The following is a 16,767-nucleotide window of genomic DNA, read 5'->3' on the forward strand; positions in this document are numbered from 1 at the left end:
AGCGGGAGACCTTCATGGCTTATCAGTTCGATTTCATGCCGGTGGTGGAAAACACCGACCTGCTGCTGCGCGGGGCGCTGTTCACCCTTGAGCTGACGGCCATCGGCGCGTTGCTCGGGGTCGGCGTGGGGATTGTCGGGGCGCTGGTGCGGGCGTGGAACATCCGCCCGTTCTCGGCAATCTTCGGCGTCTACGTCGAGTTGATCCGCAACACGCCGTTTCTGGTGCAGTTGTTCTTCATCTTCTTCGGCCTGCCATCGCTTGGCGTGCAGATTTCCGAGTGGCAGGCGGCGGTGCTGGCGATGGTGATCAACCTCGGCGCCTATTCGACGGAGATCATTCGCGCCGGCATTCAGGCGATCCCGCGCGGACAGCTGGAAGCCGCGGCGGCGCTGGCGATGACGCGCTTCGAAGCGTTCCGTCATGTGGTGCTGCTGCCGGCGCTGGGCAAGGTCTGGCCGGCGCTGAGCAGCCAGATCATCATCGTCATGCTTGGCTCGGCGGTGTGTTCGCAGATCGCCACCGAAGAGTTGAGTTTTGCCGCCAACTTCATTCAGTCGCGCAACTTCCGCGCCTTTGAAACCTACGCGCTGACCACGCTGATCTATCTGTGCATGGCGCTGCTGATTCGCCAACTGCTGAACTGGATCGGTCGGCGCTACATCAGCAGGAGCCGCGCATGAGCGATTTCACCTTCTGGGACATCCTGCGCAACCTGCTCGTCGGCCTGCAATGGACGCTGGCGCTGTCGCTGGTGGCGTTTATCGGCGGCGGGATTGTCGGGCTGCTGATCCTGATCATGCGCATCTCGAAAAACTCTCTGCCAAGCAGCATCGCCCGCACATGGATCGAGCTGTTCCAGGGCACGCCATTGTTGATGCAGCTGTTTCTGGTGTTCTTCGGCGTGGCGCTGGCCGGGATCGAAATCTCGCCGTGGATGGCCGCAGCGATTGCCCTGACCTTGTTCACCAGCGCCTATCTGGCGGAGATCTGGCGCGGCTGCGTCGAGTCGATCTCCAACGGACAGTGGGAGGCATCGGCGAGTCTGGCGCTCAATCCGCTGGAACAGCTGCGCTACGTGATCCTGCCGCAGGCGCTGCGCATTGCCGTGGCGCCGACCGTGGGTTTCTCGGTGCAAGTGGTCAAAGGCACCGCGGTGACCTCGATCATCGGCTTCACCGAATTGACCAAGACCGGCGGAATGCTTGCCAACGCCACGTTTGAACCGTTCATGGTCTACGGCCTCGTCGCCCTCGGCTACTTCCTGCTCTGCTACCCCTTGTCCCTCAGTGCGCGCTACCTGGAAAGGAGACTGCATGCCTCTGCTTAGAATTTCCGCCCTGCATAAATACTACGGCGATCACCACGTGCTCAAAGGCATCGACCTCAGCGTCGAGGAAGGCCAGGTCGTGGCGATCATCGGCCGCAGCGGCTCGGGCAAATCCACCCTGCTGCGTACGCTCAATGGTCTGGAGTCGATCAACGATGGCGTCATCGAAGTCGATGGCGAATACCTCGACGCCGCCCGCGCCGATCTGCGCAGCCTGCGGCAGAAGGTCGGCATGGTGTTTCAGCAGTTCAACCTGTTCCCGCACCTGACCGTGGGCGAAAACGTCATGCTCGCGCCGCAAGTGGTGCAGAAAGTGCCGAAAGCCAAGGCTGCGGAACTGGCGCGAGAGATGCTCGAACGTGTGGGGCTTGGGGAAAAATTCGATGCCTTCCCGGATCGACTCTCAGGCGGCCAGCAACAGCGTGTGGCGATTGCCCGGGCATTGGCGATGTCGCCGAAGGTTTTGCTGTGCGACGAGATCACCTCGGCGCTCGACCCGGAACTGGTCAACGAAGTGCTCAGCGTGGTTCGGCAACTGGCCAAGGAAGGCATGACGCTGATCATGGTCACCCATGAAATGCGCTTTGCCCGCGAGGTCGGGGATAAATTGGTGTTCATGCACCATGGCAAGGTGCATGAGGTGGGTGATCCGAAGGTGTTGTTTGCCAATCCGCAGACGGCGGAGCTGGCGAACTTTATTGGCACAGTTGAAGCAACAGCCTGAGAGAAAAACAGGGGCTTCCAGGCCCTCATCGCGAGCAGGCTCACTCCTATATGGGAATGCGTTCACCTGTAGGAGTGAGCCTGCTCGCGATTGACCGCGCAGCGGTCACCGACTTTCTGCGCTGAATCAACGGTTTGAACCGTGCGCGTTGGCGCCAGCCGTTGATCGTGGCACGATGTCGAGGTTATCGACCGAGACCCCCTGACCATGCCGCAATCCCAAGCCAAGAATCTGTCCCTGATCGCCGCAATCGACCTGGGCTCGAACAGCTTTCACATGGTCGTGGCCAAGGCCCAGAACGGCGAGATCCGCATTCTCGAGCGGCTCGGCGAAAAGGTTCAGCTGGCCGCCGGCATCGACGATGAGCGCAAGCTCAACGAAGAATCGATGCAACGTGGCCTCGATTGCCTCAAGCGTTTTGCCCAACTGATCAACGGTATGCCGCTGGGCGCCGTGCGCATCGTTGGCACCAATGCTTTGCGTGAAGCGCGCAACCGCCTCGAATTCATCCACCGCGCCGAAGAAATCCTCGGCCACCCGGTGGAAGTCATCTCCGGCCGTGAAGAAGCGCGTCTGATCTATCTGGGCGTGTCGCACACCCTCGCCGACACTCCGGGCAAACGTCTGGTCGCCGACATCGGCGGCGGCAGTACCGAGTTCATCATCGGCCAGCGCTTCGAGCCGCTGCTGCGCGAAAGTCTGCAGATGGGCTGCGTCAGCTTCACCCAGCGCTACTTCAAGGACGGCAAGATCACCCCGGCCCGCTACGCCCAGGCATACACGGCGGCGCGGCTGGAGATCATGAGCATCGAACACGCCCTGCACCGTCTGACCTGGGATGAAGCCATCGGCTCCTCGGGCACCATCCGCGCCATCGGCCTGGCATTGAAGGCCGGCGGCCACGGCACTGGCGAAGTGAATGCCGAAGGTCTGGCCTGGCTAAAGCGTCGGCTATTCAAGCTTGGCGACGTCGACAAGATCGATTTCGAAGGCATCAAGCCGGATCGCCGGACCATTTTCCCGGCGGGCCTGGCGATTCTCGAAGCGATTTTCGACGCCCTCGAACTGCAACGCATGGATCACTGCGACGGCGCACTGCGTGAAGGCGTGCTCTACGACCTGCTCGGTCGTCATCATCACGAAGACGTGCGCGAACGCACCCTGACCTCGCTGATGGAGCGCTACCACGTCGACCTGGAGCAGGCGGCGCGAGTTGAGCGCAAAGCCTTGCACGCGTTCGATCAGGTCGCGGTGGACTGGGAGCTGGATGACGGCATCTGGCGCGAACTCCTCGGCTGGGCGGCGAAAGTGCACGAAGTCGGCCTCGATATTGCGCACTATCACTACCACAAGCACGGCGCCTACCTGATCGAGCACTCGGACCTCGCCGGCTTCTCCCGCGAAGACCAGCAAATGCTTGCGCTGTTGGTGCGCGGCCATCGCCGCAACATTCCCAAGGACAAGTTTGCCGATTTCGGCGACGACGGCGACAAGCTGATCCGCCTGTGCGTGCTGCTGCGCTTTGCGATCCTGTTCCACCACATTCGTGGCACGCAGACGATGCCGCAGGTGGTGTTGCACGCCAAGGGCAACACCCTGGATGTGGAATTCCCGGAGAACTGGCTGGATGAGAATCAGCTGACTCAGGCGGATTTCGGGCTTGAGGCAGATTGGCTGACGCGGGTGGGGATTGTGCTCACTGTTCACTGAAACACCGCAAATCTCCCCCGCAGGAGCTGCCGAAGGTGGGTGGATGACAGGTGCAAAAAAGGCGATCCGCAGGGATCGCCTTTTTTATTGGGTTCGGCTTGAGATGGGAGGTGGGCCTGCCCCTCACCCCAGCCCTCTCCCGAGGGAGAGGGAGCCGATCTCCGTTGGCTTCAAGGCCTGAGTTCGACTCGGTAGTTCAGGTCGGCGTAACTCGCCCATCCACCTCGATCAGTCCCCTCTCCCTCTGGGAGAGGGTTAGGGTGAGGGGCTTTTGACCTTCAAGGCCTCAGCTGCTTACCGGAAGGATGGGGCTACCCAACCGCTCCAGCAACGTCGCCTGCGCACTCCTCGGGTTCTGGTTGCCGGTCGGTGTGTTGCGGATGTAACGGCCATCCGACTGCAGGCTCCAGCTATGAGTGTTGTCGGTCAGGTACAGCTCCAGCTCTTTCTTTACGCGGGTCAGCAGCTTTTTGCCTTCGACCGGGAAGCAAGTCTCGACGCGCTTGTCGAGGTTGCGCTCCATCCAGTCGGCGCTGGAGAGGAACATCTGCTCGTCGCCGCCATTGAGGAAGTAGAAAACACGTGTGTGCTCAAGGAAGCGGCCAATGATCGAGCGCACATGGATGTTGTGCGAAACCCCGGCAATCCCCGGACGCAGACAGCACATGCCGCGCACCACCAGGTCGATGCGCACACCGGACTGGCTGGCCTTGTACAGCGCGCGGATGATCTTCGGATCGGTCAGCGAGTTGAACTTGGCGATGATGTGCGCCGGCTTGCCTTCAACAGCGAACTGAGTCTCGCGGGCAATCATGTCGAGCATGCCCTTCTTCAGGGTGAACGGCGCATGCAGCAGCTTCTTCATGCGCAGGGTTTTACCCATGCCGATCAACTGGCTGAACAGTTTGCCGACGTCTTCGCACAAGGCGTCGTCGGAGGTCAGCAGGCTGTAGTCGGTGTAGAGCTTGGCGTTACCGGCGTGGTAGTTACCGGTGCCGAGGTGCGCGTAACGGACGATTTCACCGGCCTCACGCCGCAGGATCAGCATCATTTTGGCGTGGGTCTTGAAGCCGACCACGCCGTAGATCACCACCGCACCGGCCGCTTGCAGACGGCTGGCCAGTTGCAGGTTGGACTCTTCGTCGAACCGCGCACGCAGCTCGATGACCGCCGTCACTTCCTTGCCGTTACGCGCGGCATCCACCAGCGCATCGACGATCTCGGAGTTGGCACCGGAGCGGTACAGCGTCTGGCGCACAGCGAGAACGTGCGGGTCTTTCGCCGCCTGACGCAGCAGGTCGACCACCGGGGTGAAAGACTCGAACGGGTGCAGCAAGAGGATGTCCTGCTTGCTGACCACGCTGAAGATGTTTTCGCTGTTCTGCAGCAGTTTCGGGATCTGCGGAGTGAACGGCGTGTATTGCAGCTCCGGATGACTGTCCAGACCGGTGATGCTGAACAGGCGTGTCAGGTTGACCGGGCCGTTGACCTGATACAGCTCGCTCTCGCTCAGGTTGAACTGCTTGAGCAAGTAATCCGAAAGGTGTTTCGGGCAGGTGTCGGCGACTTCCAGACGTACCGCATCGCCGTAGCGACGCGAGAACAACTCGCCACGCAGGGCGCGGGCCAGGTCTTCGACGTCTTCGGAATCGAGCGCGAGGTCGGCGTTTCGGGTCAGACGGAACTGGTAGCAGCCTTTTACCTTCATGCCCTGGAACAGGTCATCGGCGTGGGCGTGGATCATCGACGACAGAAACACGTAGTTGTCGCCCGGGCCGCCAACTTCTTCCGGCACCTTGATGATCCGTGGCAGCAAGCGCGGCGCCGGGATGATCGCCAGACCGGAGTCGCGACCAAAGGCGTCGATGCCTTCCAGCTCGACGATGAAGTTCAGGCTCTTGTTCACCAGCAACGGGAACGGGTGCGTCGGGTCGAGGCCGATCGGGGTGATGATCGGCGCGATCTCGTCGCGGAAGTAGCGGCGCACCCAGGTTTTGATCTTGACCGTCCAGTGGCGGCGACGGATGAAGCGCACTTGGTGCTTTTCCAGCTCCGGCAACAGAATGTCGTTGAGGATCGCGTACTGACGATCAACGTGACCGTGCACCAGCTCGCTGATCCGCGCCAGCGCTTGATGCGGCTGCAAGCCGTCAGCACCGGCCTGTTCACGGGCGAAGGTGATCTGCTTCTTCAGACCGGCGACGCGGATCTCGAAAAATTCGTCGAGGTTGCTGGAGAAGATCAGCAGGAACTTCAAGCGCTCCAGCAGCGGATAGGACTCGTCCAGCGCCTGTTCCAGCACGCGGATATTGAATTGCAGTTGCGAAAGCTCACGGTGGATGTACAGGCTGCTGTCATCCAGGCCCGGTATCGCAATCACTGGCGCCGCCGCGACAGGTTCGGTGACCGGCGCGGGTGGCGCAGGCTCCAGTTCCGGCGGGGTCTCGGTGATTTGCTCGACCACCGGTTGAGCTTCTTTTACTGCAACTTCCGTGAGTCCTTCGGTATTCATTGAATGTTCCTGGGAGGGCTATTTCTGCTCTCGTAACAATTGAGCGGCGCGGACAGCAAAGTAAGTCAGGATGCCATCAGCGCCGGCACGTTTAAAGGCGGTCAGTGATTCGACAATCACCGCCTCGCTCAACCAGCCATTCTGGATCGCCGCCATGTGCATGGCGTATTCGCCGCTAACCTGGTAGACGAAGGTCGGCACTTTGAAGGCATCTTTTACCCGGAAAAGAATGTCGAGGTAGGGCATGCCCGGTTTGACCATGACCATGTCCGCGCCTTCAGACAAGTCCGTACCGACTTCGTGCAGCGCTTCGTCACTGTTGGCCGGGTCCATCTGATAGGAGGCCTTGTTGGCCTTGCCGAGGTTCGAGGCCGAGCCGACCGCATCGCGGAACGGGCCGTAATAGGCACTGGCGTACTTGGCCGAATAAGCCATGATCCGCACGTTGACGTGACCGGCGATTTCCAGCGCTTCGCGGATCGCCTGAATACGACCGTCCATCATGTCCGACGGCGCGACAACCTGAGCGCCGGCTTCGGCATGGGACAGCGCCTGACGGACCAATGCGTCGACAGTGATGTCGTTCTGTACGTAGCCTTCTTCGTCGAGGATGCCGTCCTGACCGTGGGTGGTGAATGGATCGAGCGCCACGTCAGTGATCACGCCGAGCTCAGGGAAACGCTCACGCAGCGCGCGGGTGGCGCGCTGGGCGATGCCTTGAGGATTCCAGGCTTCGGCGGCGTCGAGGGATTTAAGTTCAGGAGGGGTGACCGGGAACAGCGCTAGCGCCGGAATCCCCAGTTCGACCCATTTCGCTGCTTCTTCGAGCAGCAGATCGATAGTCAACCGCTCTACCCCGGGCATCGACGCCACGGCTTCGCGACGGTTTTCACCGTCAAGCACGAACACCGGCAGGATGAGATCATCGACCGTCAGCACATTTTCCCGCACCAGCCGACGCGAAAAATCATCACGACGATTGCGGCGCAGGCGCGTGGCAGGGAACAGACGATTGGCAGGGGTAAAGCTCACGGCGGACTCCTGAGCCCGCGCAAACGGGCGAGCGTGACAGTTATAGACGGCCATTATGACGAACAGATGACAGTTGTGTGAGGCCCGTGACATGTAGCCGCATTCCATTCTCAGTGTAGGAATTGTTCACGTCGAGACACATTTGGACACTTTCATGAATGTGTCCGAAGGGTTAGGCTGCGCGTTCATTTCGCCAGCACCCAGACAATGCTCCAACAATTTCTGCATGACTTTGGCTACTTTGCCTTGTTTCTCGGCACGTTCTTCGAAGGCGAAACCATCTTGGTGCTCGCGGGCTTCCTCGCGTTCCGTGGATACATGGACATCAACCTGGTGGTGGTCGTGGCGTTCTGCGGCAGCTATGCCGGCGATCAGCTGTGGTACTTCCTGGGCCGCAAGCACGGGCGCAAATTGCTCGCGCGCAAACCGCGCTGGCAACTGATGGGCGACCGCGCGCTGGAGCACATTCGCAAGCATCCTGACATCTGGGTATTGAGCTTCCGTTTCGTTTACGGTCTGCGCACGGTGATGCCGGTGGCGATCGGCCTGTCGGGTTATCCGCCGGGACGTTATCTGCTGCTCAACGGTATCGGTGCAGCGATCTGGGCGACCGCGCTGGCCGCCGCCGCTTACCACTTCGGCGCGGTGCTGGAAGGCATGCTTGGCAGCATCAAGAAGTACGAGCTGTGGGTGCTGGGTGCGTTGCTGGTGCTGGGTGTTGGTCTGTGGCTGCGCCGCCGCTTCAAGAATGCGCGGCTGGCCAAGCAGGTGTACGCCGACGAGCAAGCTGCGAAAGCTGCACTGCTGAATCAGGCCGAAGAATCCAAGCCTGCCGAACCGAAGACGCCAGCCGAGTAACGCGCTGGCGACTTGCTACAGCCCGCCGGCACTGAGCGGGCTGGCCGCCTCTTTCAGTCATTTATCCCCTCTGCGCTAGCGGACTCCCGCTCGTCAGCGGCGTTCTCACGCCAAAAATCACCCGCTCGCCACGCAACAGACATCCCAAATAATGAACACCCCGCCGTTGTTGCGATCCATGTAGAAAGCGTTCCATGCAGGTGCCGCCACCACTTGAGCCTATGGCAACGCGCGACAATTTAGTGGACATTTAGCGCCATGAATCTGGAGAGAAAACCATGAGCAAAAAAGTTGCAGTGATCCTGTCCGGCAGTGGCGTGTACGACGGCGCCGAGATCCATGAAAGCGTGATCACCCTGCTGCGCCTCGACCAACGCGGCGCGCAGGTGCAGTGCTTCGCCCCGAACATCGCGCAATTGCACGTGATCAACCACCTGACTGGCGAAGAAATGCCCGAGACGCGCAACGTCCTGGTGGAATCGGCGCGGATTGCCCGCGGCAACATCAAGGACATCCGCGAGGCCGACGTCGACGACTTCGATGCGCTGATCGTGCCGGGTGGTTTCGGTGCGGCGAAGAACCTCTCGAACTTCGCTGTTGAAGGTGCTAGCTGCAGCGTGCAGCCGGAAGTGCTGGCGCTGGCCGAGGCATTTGCCGAAGCGGGCAAACCGGTCGGTCTGATGTGCATCTCGCCGGCACTGGCGGCGAAGATCTACGGCCCGGGCGTAACCTGCACCATCGGCAACGACGCCGACACCGCCACGGCGATGAACAAGATGGGCGCCACCCATGAAGACTGTGCGGTGACGGAAATCATCGAAGACAAGGCGCGCAAACTGGTGACGACCCCGGCTTACATGCTGGCGCAGAACATCAGTGAGGCGGCTTCGGGGATCAACAAACTGGTCGACCGCGTGCTCGAGCTGACCCACGAAAACGACGCCTGATACGGTCTACTGTAGGAGTGAGCCTGCTCGCGATGGCGGTGTATCAGGCACATATCTGTTGAATGACCGACCGCTATCGCGAGCAGGCTCACTCCTACAAGGGGATTTGTGTAGGGCTTAAGGCTTGCGGGTCAGGCGTGTGAGGATCCGGTCCAGCGCATTGGCGAACGCCTGCTTCTCGCGATCGCCAAACGGCGCCGGTCCGCCACTCATCTGGCCCTGCTCGCGCAGATCGGTGAACAGGTTGCGCACGGCCAGGCGCTCGCCCATGTTCTGCGCATCGAACTCCTTGCCGCGCGGATCCAGCGCCGCCACACCCTTCTTCACCAAACGATCGGCCAGCGGGATATCGCTGCAAATCACCAGCTCACCGGGTACCGCGTGCTCGACCAGATAATCGTCTGCCGCATCCGGACCGCTCGGTACCACGATCAGTTTGACGATGGCCAGCCCCGGTTTGATCTGCGGCTGCCCGGCAACCAGCACCACTTCGAACTGGCGCTTGAGCGCAAACTTCACTACCAGATCCTTCGCCGCCCGTGGGCAGGCGTCGGCATCGATCCATACACGCATTTTTCTAACCTCCAAAAACAATTCGCGAGCAGGCTCGCTCCCACACAGGTTACGCACAAATCCTGTGGGAGCGAGCCTGCTCGCGAATGTGAGCCCCAGCGAATGCTGTTAAGCGACTACCCGCCGCTTCTCCGCCACCCAACTACGCCCATACAACACAACAATCGCCAGAATCGCCACCGCCTGCGCCGTCAACGAATACGCATCGGCATGAATCCCCAGCCAGTCGAATTCAAAGAACGCCACCGGCCGCGTGCCGAAGATCCCGGCTTCCTGCAACGCCTTCACGCCATGCCCGGCAAACACCACCGACAGCGCGCACAACAGCGCCGCGTTGATGCTGAAGAACAGCGTCAGCGGCAGTTTCGCCGAACCGCGCAGGATCACCCACGCCAGACCGACCAGCAGCACCAGTGCCGTCGCGCCACCGGCGAGCACCGCGTCATGCCCGGCCGGGCCGGCCTGCAACCACAGGGTTTCGTAGAACAGGATCACTTCGAACAACTCGCGATACACCGAGAAGAACGCCAGAATCGCGAAGCCGAAACGTCCGCCACCACCGACCAGACTGCTCTTGATGTAATCCTGCCAGGCCGCGGCGTGGCGACGGTCATGCATCCACACGCCCAGCCACAAGACCATGACACTGGCGAACAGCGCCGTGGCGCCTTCGAGCAGTTCACGCTGCGAGCCGCTGACGTCGATCACATACGCCGCCAGCGCCCAGGTGCCGAGGCCGGCCAGCAGCGCCAGGCCCCAACCGACGTTGACGCTGCGCACCGCCGATTGCTGGCCGGTGTTGCGCAGGAAGGCGAGTATCGCCGCCAGCACCAGAATCGCTTCCAGCCCTTCGCGCAGCAGAATCAGCAGGCCGGAGATGTAGCTCAGCGACCAGCTCAAGCCGTCACTGCCGAGCAACCCGGCGGACTCTTTCAACTTCGCCTTGGCCGCGTCCAGACGCTGCTCGGCCTGCTCGACCGGCAAGCCGTCCTGCAACGATTGTCGATACGCCATCAGCGACTTTTCAGTGTCCTTGCGCACGTTGGCGTCGACGTTATCCAGCGAGCTTTCGACCAGTTCGAAGCCTTCCAGATAGGCCGCGACCGACAGGTCGTAAGCCTGATCGTGTTCGCCGGCGCGGTACGCGGCAAGGCTCTTGTCCAGGGTTGCGGCGGTGTAGTCGAGCAACTGCGCCGGACCACGCTTGACCTGCGGCGGCTGCGCGCGTTGCGCACGGAACGTCGCCGCCGCTTGCGGGCCATCGGCAGCCTGCACTTCGGCCGGGGTCTGGCGGGCCAGATCGGCGATGTTGTAGCTCTTCTCGGACGTGGCCGCCGCCGGATCGGCGCTGAAGCCGGCGATGTAAGTCGCCAGATCCCAGCGCTGACGATCGTCCAGCTGATCGGCAAACGCCGGCATGTCGGTGCCTTCGACGCCTTGGCCGAGGGTGTTGTAGATCGCGTACAGACTCAGGTGATCCATCCGCGCCGCATCACGCAGATTGGCCGGAGCGGGGGTCATGCCAAGTCCCGCCGGACCGTCACCGGCGCCGCTGTCACCGTGGCACACCGAGCAGTTCTGCGCATAGAGCGGAGCGCCTCGGGTGGGATCGGGGGTGATGATCGGTGCCTGGCTGACTTCATAGGCTACCGCCAGTTGCGCGCCCAGTTGCCGCGCCTGCCGAGCGACTTCGGCGCCATCCTGTTTCGCGCTGATCGCCGCGTGCAGGGCTTCAACGCCCTGCTCCAGCGCAGCCTTTTCCGATTTGGCCGGCATACCGGCGATCAAGCCTTGCAGCGCCCGCGTGAACTCCAGTTGCTCGCGGTATTCGGCGTCATCGACAACCTTGCCCGCCGCTACCGTCGGCGGGTAATCCGCACTGATGTAATCGAGCAGGTGCAGCGCTTGCGGCGCGCCTTCCACGGTATCGGCCAGCAGATTGAAGCTGCTCAGGGCAAACAGCGGGAACACCAGCCAGGCCAGGAAACGGGACGAGGCAGTCATGAAGAATTCTCAAATGGAAATGCGAAGTTACATATTGTTCACTTCGAACGCATTTCCCTCAAGCTTTGTCGGTGTTTCGCTTTGATGGGGCGGATGTACCCGGCAGACGAACTCCGCAAAATCGCCGAGGATTGCCTCAGGAACAGAGTCTTTGATCTGCGCACATCGGCCCCCAACTCGCAGCCACTGGCCAGCATCCGTCACTATACTGCGCGCGCCTTCAACATTCCGGCTCAAGGAAACACACCGTTTATGCGGATCATCCCGTTGTTCGTCCTGCTCGCCACTGCGCTTTTTTTAAACGGCTGCGCGGCTTACCGCAATTACGATCAGGAAATGCAGCAAACCACCGACGAGATGACCAAGGGCAACCTCACCGGCGCACTGGCACTGGTCGAGATGCATAACCCGTGGGAAGACAAGGATCTGCTGTATTACCTGGAAACAGGCGCCATCCTCAGCGCTGGCAGCGCTCTGCCCGAAAGTCAGCAAGCGTGGCGCAGTGCTGACCGGATGATCTTCCAGCGCGAAGAGGCCAACCCATCCGGCGCCATGCAGCTGCTGTCCCGGTTCGGCAATGAAATGGGCACCATGCTCGTCAACGACAAGCTGCTGCGCTACGAAGGCTATGACTACGAGAAGGTCATGCTGACCACGCAAATGGCCCTCAATCAGTTAGCCGTCAACGATTTCGATGGTGCTCGCGCCGATATCAAGAAGACCCATGAACGCGAAGGACTGATCGCCCGGCAACGCGAATTGCAATACGAAGCGGCAGAGGCAGAGGCCAAGTCCCAGGGCATCACCCTGCGCTACAAAGATCTGCAAGGTTATCCGGTGGCCATACTCGATGCGCCACAAGTGCTCGAACTGAAGAACGGCTATCAAAGTGCGTTCAGTCACTATCTGGCCGGGTTCACTTATGAAGCCTTGGGTGAGCGCGACCTCGCGGCGCCCGGTTATCGCCAAGCCATCGAACTGCGCCCGGACATGCCGTTTCTGCAGAACGCTTTGCGTAACCTCGACAAGCCTGCAGCCAAGGCCGATGAAAGTGACGTTCTGATCATTGTGCAAAGCGGTCTGGCACCGGCGCGCAGCTCGGTTCAAGTGCCGATTCCGGTGCGCCTGAACGAAAACCTGGTCATTGTCGCGCCGATATCCTTTCCGGTGATGATTCCGGACGCCGTCACCCCGACCTTCAATCACCTGAAGGTTGATGGCCGTAAGCAGCCGTTGACGGTCATCAACAGCGTGACCGATATGGCCATGCGAACACTGCGCGATGACATGCCTGAAATCATCTCGCGCGCCATGTTCCGCGCCAATATGGCCGCGATCGGCCAGGCACAGGAAAACGAGCGCAACCCGGCCAAGGCCTCGCTGGTGGTGACAAACAAGGATCCTTTCGAGGAGGCCGATACACGCACCTGGCGCGCCCTGCCTGACAAGACGCTCGTCACTCGTCTGCGCCTGAAAAAGGGCCTGCACACGGTCGACGTGCCCATCTACCCGCCGGGCTATCCCCTGACCTTACGCGTCGATCAGGATCATCAGATACTCAATCTGCGCGTGTTCCGGGATCAGACCTATTACGTCGGATCGGCCTTCGTTGCTCCTGCGACGCCTTTACCAGAGAAAGCAAGCCCTTCGAAACAGGTAATGGCACCTAACTAACCAGTGCAATTAAAAAGCTATTACATAGCCATCACCGCCTGCTTATAATGCCGCGCCCGCGTTATTGCGATCGGGCATTAAAGCTCCTCAGGTTATGAGGAATTGGCAGGAGGCCAACGCCACTGTCGATGGGTCACACCAGCCCGACCAGCACCCGCGGCTGTATTACTCCAGGGAAGAAGTACCCCCATGGCATTCCGCGCCCCCACTCTGATCGCGCTCAGCGCCGTCACTCTGCTGTCCGGCTGTACGGCGTTTCGCAACTACGACTCCGAACTGGCACAGACCAACCAGCAACTGGCCACCGGCAACGTTGACGCCGCGCTGACCCTGCTGGAAAAGAACAACACCGGCCCAGACAAAGACCTGCTCTATTACTTCGAGAAAGGTGAGTTGCTGCGCGCCAAGGGCGATCTCTCCGGCAGTCAGAATGCCTGGACCAGTGCCGATGTGGTGGTCGGTCAGTGGGAAGACTCGGTCAAGCTCGACACCGGTAAATACCTGGCTCAGTTCGGCAGCTTCATCGTCAATGACAAAGTGCGTCGCTACGAAGGCTACGACTACGAAAAAGTCATGCTGACCACCCAGATGGCCCTGAACCTGCTGGCGGTCAATGACTTCGACGGCGCGCGTACCGCGATCAAGAAGACTCACGAGCGCGAAGCGGTGATCGCCGAGCTGCGTGACAAGGAATATCTCAAGAGCGAAGAAGAGGCCGAGAAAGAAGGCATCAAGACTCAGTACAAAGACTTGCAGGGTTATCCGGTCGCCAGCCTCGACGCACCGGAAGTGGTGGGTCTGAAGAACAGCTACCAGAGTGCTTTCAGCCATTACCTGTCCGGCTTCGTCTATGAAGCCCTGGGCGAGAAAGGCCTGGCTGCACCGGGCTACCGCAAGGCTGCCGAATTGCGTCCGAACACGCCGCTGCTGGAACAGGCGCTGGTTAACCTCGACAAGCCGGGCAAATCCGACGACAGCGACATTCTCATCGTCGTCCAGAGTGGTCTGGCGCCAGCCCGCGACTCAATCCGGGTGCCGCTGCCATTGCCGATCTCCAACAATGTGGTGATCACACCGCTGTCGTTCCCGATCATCAAACCTGACACCTCCACGGCGACTTTCGCGCAAATCGGCGTCGATGGTAAGCAGGTCGATCTGACCGCGCTCAACAGCACCACCGCGATGTCCCGCCGCGCCCTGCGCGACGACATGCCGGGGATCATCGTGCGCACCACCGTGCGGGCGATCACCAAGGGTGTTGCGCAGAAGCAGATCAACGAAACCAACCCTCTGGCCGGTCTCGCCGTCGGTATCTCTTCAGCTGTGCTCGAAGGTGCCGATACCCGTACGTGGCGCACCCTGCCGGACTACACCCAAGTGGTGCGTCTGCATCTGAAAAAGGGTGAGCATCAGGTTACCCTGCCGAGCGCCGTGGGCGGTTCGGTGGTCAAGGTCACTGTCGATCAGCGATATCAAGTGATCACCCTGCGCGCCGTGGGCAACCAGGTGTTCGCCGGTGGCCTCGCCGCACACGTCATCCCGAGCGCCAGCGCGACCAACGTCGCCAGCCTCAAACAACCTTAAGAACGGAGTCTTTGCATGCGCTTCAAACTCATCGCCGTCGCCGCCCTCGCCTTGCTGGCGAGCGGCTGCGCCACCCCGCCACCGCCAGAGCCGGGCAGCGCCGCGAGCAAAGTCGTGGCCATGGGTCCGCAGAAACACATCGTCGTCGGCGCCATGCGCGTCGCCCGCGAAAACGGCTTCATGACGGTCAATGTGCAGTTGAGCAACACCCTCAACAGCAACAAGATTTTCTACTACCGCTTCGCCTGGCTCGGCGCGGAAGGCTTCCCGATTGCCGAAGAAGAAGTGTGGAAAAGCCAAATGATGTACGGCGCCCAGACCAGCTTCATTCAAGGCATCGCCCCGACCCCGAAAGCCGTGGACTTCCGTCTGGAAATCAAGACGCCGTAAGCCTGTCACCCTATTCCTGTTTTAGAGAGCATTCCCATGTTTGCACGCTTTTCCTGCATCGCCGTTATCGCCCTGCTGGCCTCCGGTTGCGCCAACACTTCGCCGACCCTGGGCAGCAAGAACATCAGCTACGGCGACACCAAAGCGGTTGAAACCGTGACCAACGAATTCGGTTCGACCGACCTGCAAATGATCGCCGAGTCGATGACCCGCTCGCTGGCCCAGTCCGGCATTCTGCAGGGCCGTCCGGTGGTTCAGGTCTACGACGTGAAGAACAAGACCAGCGAGTACATCGACACCCGCGAAATCACCACCAGCATCAAGACTCAGCTGATGAAAACCGGTGTAGCGCGTTTCGCCAGCGACAACAACGCCATGCAGAGCCAGGTTGACCAGCTCAAGCTGCAAAACCAGAGCGGTCTGTACAAGAAGAGCACCGTGGCCAAGACCGGCAACATGGTTGCCGCCAAGTACCGCATCGAAGGCTCGATCAGCTCGATCGTCAAGCGCAGCAGCGACTACAAGGACGTCTTCTACAAATTCAGCCTGCAACTGATCGACGTTGAAAGCGGTCTGGCCGAGTGGATGGACGAAAAAGAGATCCGCAAAACCACGGAGCGTTAATTGATGCGCGCATGGATTGGCATGATGGCCCTGGCTTGCGCGTTTGGCGCGCAAGCGGCCCCGAAAGTCGCGGTGACGGACCTGGCATATCAGGAACGTGTGGAGCAATACATCCACATCGTTTCGGCCCAGAGCAATCATCGCGAGGGTTACTACAGCTCCAGCGGCTCATCGAGCTACAACGAGATCGAAGCGAGCACCAGCTACATCGAGCAAGGCGAGTTGCGCAAATTCACCGGCGACATCAAGGGTGAAATCCTGCGCACCGGCATGTTCCAGCTGGTGCAGGGCACGCCGTACACCGCGTCGTCCAAGGGTGACGTCTACGACGTGATCAAGCGCATCAAGGCCGGCAACTTCAAAGGCGCCGACTATGTGCTGTTTGGTACGGTGTCGGACATCGACTTCACTCAGGACGTCAACGAGCTGGCGAACACCGACAGCTATTCGGCGGTACTGGGCCTGACGTTGGTGGCGGACTTCAGCCTGATCAACACCAAGACCTTCGAGATCACCTCGGCCTTCACGGCGATGGGCGAAGCGCAGGACACCAAACTGGTGAACCACCGCGACATCAAGATCTCGCTGAACCGCCCACGGGTGGTGCGTGACGTGTCCAAGGCCTTGGGTGAAGACGTGGCCGGGCAACTGAGCATGCAGCTCGGTGGTGGCGGTTACGAGCAGCCGCGCGAAGCACCGCAGCGCAACAATCTGCCGCGTGATACTGCGCCGGTGATCCTGCGCTGATGACTGGCCCCTGATCTTTCCCATGCTCCGCGTGGGAATGCATCCGGGACGCTCTGCG

General features: G+C 60.7%; 15 protein-coding genes. 11 read left to right on the forward strand and 4 right to left on the reverse strand.

Annotated features, from left to right (window positions below; translation table 11 throughout):
- Nucleotides 1–14 precede the first annotated feature (14 nt).
- The 4 genes from VY732_RS28540 to ppx all read left to right on the forward strand — a co-directional run bounded on the left by VY732_RS28540 (nucleotide 15) and on the right by ppx (nucleotide 3,764).
- Nucleotides 15–683, forward strand: a complete 669-nt coding sequence (locus tag VY732_RS28540; RefSeq protein WP_007911165.1) for an amino acid ABC transporter permease — start codon at nucleotides 15–17, stop codon at nucleotides 681–683.
- Nucleotides 680–1,330, forward strand: a complete 651-nt coding sequence (locus tag VY732_RS28545) for an amino acid ABC transporter permease (protein ID WP_077574990.1) — start codon at nucleotides 680–682, stop codon at nucleotides 1,328–1,330. Before VY732_RS28540 ends, VY732_RS28545 begins: the two co-directional genes overlap by 4 nt.
- Nucleotides 1,317–2,054: an amino acid ABC transporter ATP-binding protein gene (locus VY732_RS28550; protein WP_007911148.1), complete on the forward strand. Its 738-nt coding sequence runs from the start codon at nucleotides 1,317–1,319 to the stop codon at nucleotides 2,052–2,054. Before VY732_RS28545 ends, VY732_RS28550 begins: the two co-directional genes overlap by 14 nt.
- 207 nt (nucleotides 2,055–2,261) lie before the next feature.
- Nucleotides 2,262–3,764, forward strand: a complete 1,503-nt coding sequence (gene ppx, locus VY732_RS28555) for an exopolyphosphatase (RefSeq protein ID WP_008081406.1) — start codon at nucleotides 2,262–2,264, stop codon at nucleotides 3,762–3,764.
- A gap of 286 nt (nucleotides 3,765–4,050) precedes the next feature.
- Here ppx and ppk1 read toward each other — a convergent pair whose 3' ends face one another.
- The gene (gene ppk1 / locus VY732_RS28560) at nucleotides 4,051–6,276 is read right to left on the reverse strand and encodes a polyphosphate kinase 1 (RefSeq protein ID WP_077574992.1); all 2,226 of its coding nucleotides are present in this window, start codon (nucleotides 6,274–6,276) and stop codon (nucleotides 4,051–4,053) included.
- Nucleotides 6,277–6,294: 18 nt separating this feature from the next.
- A complete protein-coding gene (hemB, locus tag VY732_RS28565; protein ID WP_331693037.1) occupies nucleotides 6,295–7,308 on the reverse strand; it encodes a porphobilinogen synthase in 1,014 nt (337 codons plus the stop codon).
- A gap of 207 nt (nucleotides 7,309–7,515) precedes the next feature.
- Here hemB and VY732_RS28570 point away from each other — a divergent pair, with 207 nt between their 5' ends.
- Together VY732_RS28570 and elbB are read left to right on the forward strand one after the other, a co-directional pair.
- A complete protein-coding gene (locus VY732_RS28570; protein WP_331693039.1) occupies nucleotides 7,516–8,166 on the forward strand; it encodes a DedA family protein in 651 nt (216 codons plus the stop codon).
- A 278-nt stretch (nucleotides 8,167–8,444) separates the two neighbouring features.
- Nucleotides 8,445–9,113, forward strand: a complete 669-nt coding sequence (elbB, locus tag VY732_RS28575) for an isoprenoid biosynthesis glyoxalase ElbB (RefSeq protein WP_331693041.1) — start codon at nucleotides 8,445–8,447, stop codon at nucleotides 9,111–9,113.
- Between the two features lie 117 nt (nucleotides 9,114–9,230).
- On the opposite strand, the gene VY732_RS28580 is transcribed toward elbB, so the two are convergent.
- Together VY732_RS28580 and VY732_RS28585 are read right to left on the reverse strand one after the other, a co-directional pair.
- Entirely contained in the window at nucleotides 9,231–9,686 is a 456-nt protein-coding gene (locus VY732_RS28580) for a YaiI/YqxD family protein (protein WP_007911138.1), read from the reverse strand.
- A 108-nt stretch (nucleotides 9,687–9,794) separates the two neighbouring features.
- Entirely contained in the window at nucleotides 9,795–11,690 is a 1,896-nt protein-coding gene (locus tag VY732_RS28585) for an FTR1 family protein (protein ID WP_331693043.1), read from the reverse strand.
- Nucleotides 11,691–11,942: 252 nt separating this feature from the next.
- On the opposite strand from VY732_RS28585, the gene VY732_RS28590 reads away from it, so the two are divergent.
- From VY732_RS28590 to VY732_RS28610, 5 genes are all read left to right on the forward strand, one after another.
- Nucleotides 11,943–13,364, forward strand: a complete 1,422-nt coding sequence (locus VY732_RS28590; RefSeq protein WP_331693045.1) for a COG3014 family protein — start codon at nucleotides 11,943–11,945, stop codon at nucleotides 13,362–13,364.
- 189 nt (nucleotides 13,365–13,553) lie between these two features.
- Complete coding sequence (locus tag VY732_RS28595) at nucleotides 13,554–14,948, forward strand: COG3014 family protein (protein ID WP_331693046.1); 1,395 nt, start codon at nucleotides 13,554–13,556, stop codon at nucleotides 14,946–14,948.
- 15 nt (nucleotides 14,949–14,963) lie between these two features.
- A complete protein-coding gene (locus VY732_RS28600) occupies nucleotides 14,964–15,338 on the forward strand; it encodes a YcfL family protein (protein WP_007911131.1) in 375 nt (124 codons plus the stop codon).
- 36 nt (nucleotides 15,339–15,374) lie between these two features.
- The gene (gene lpoB / locus VY732_RS28605; protein ID WP_016772610.1) at nucleotides 15,375–15,962 is read left to right on the forward strand and encodes a penicillin-binding protein activator LpoB; all 588 of its coding nucleotides are present in this window, start codon (nucleotides 15,375–15,377) and stop codon (nucleotides 15,960–15,962) included.
- Nucleotides 15,963–15,965: 3 nt separating this feature from the next.
- Nucleotides 15,966–16,709, forward strand: a complete 744-nt coding sequence (locus VY732_RS28610; protein WP_331693048.1) for a penicillin-binding protein activator LpoB — start codon at nucleotides 15,966–15,968, stop codon at nucleotides 16,707–16,709.
- The last annotated feature ends 58 nt before the right edge of the window (nucleotides 16,710–16,767 follow it).

Source organism: Pseudomonas sp. ZY71, from assembly GCF_036542145.1.
Lineage (GTDB): Bacteria > Pseudomonadota > Gammaproteobacteria > Pseudomonadales > Pseudomonadaceae > Aquipseudomonas > Aquipseudomonas koreensis_A.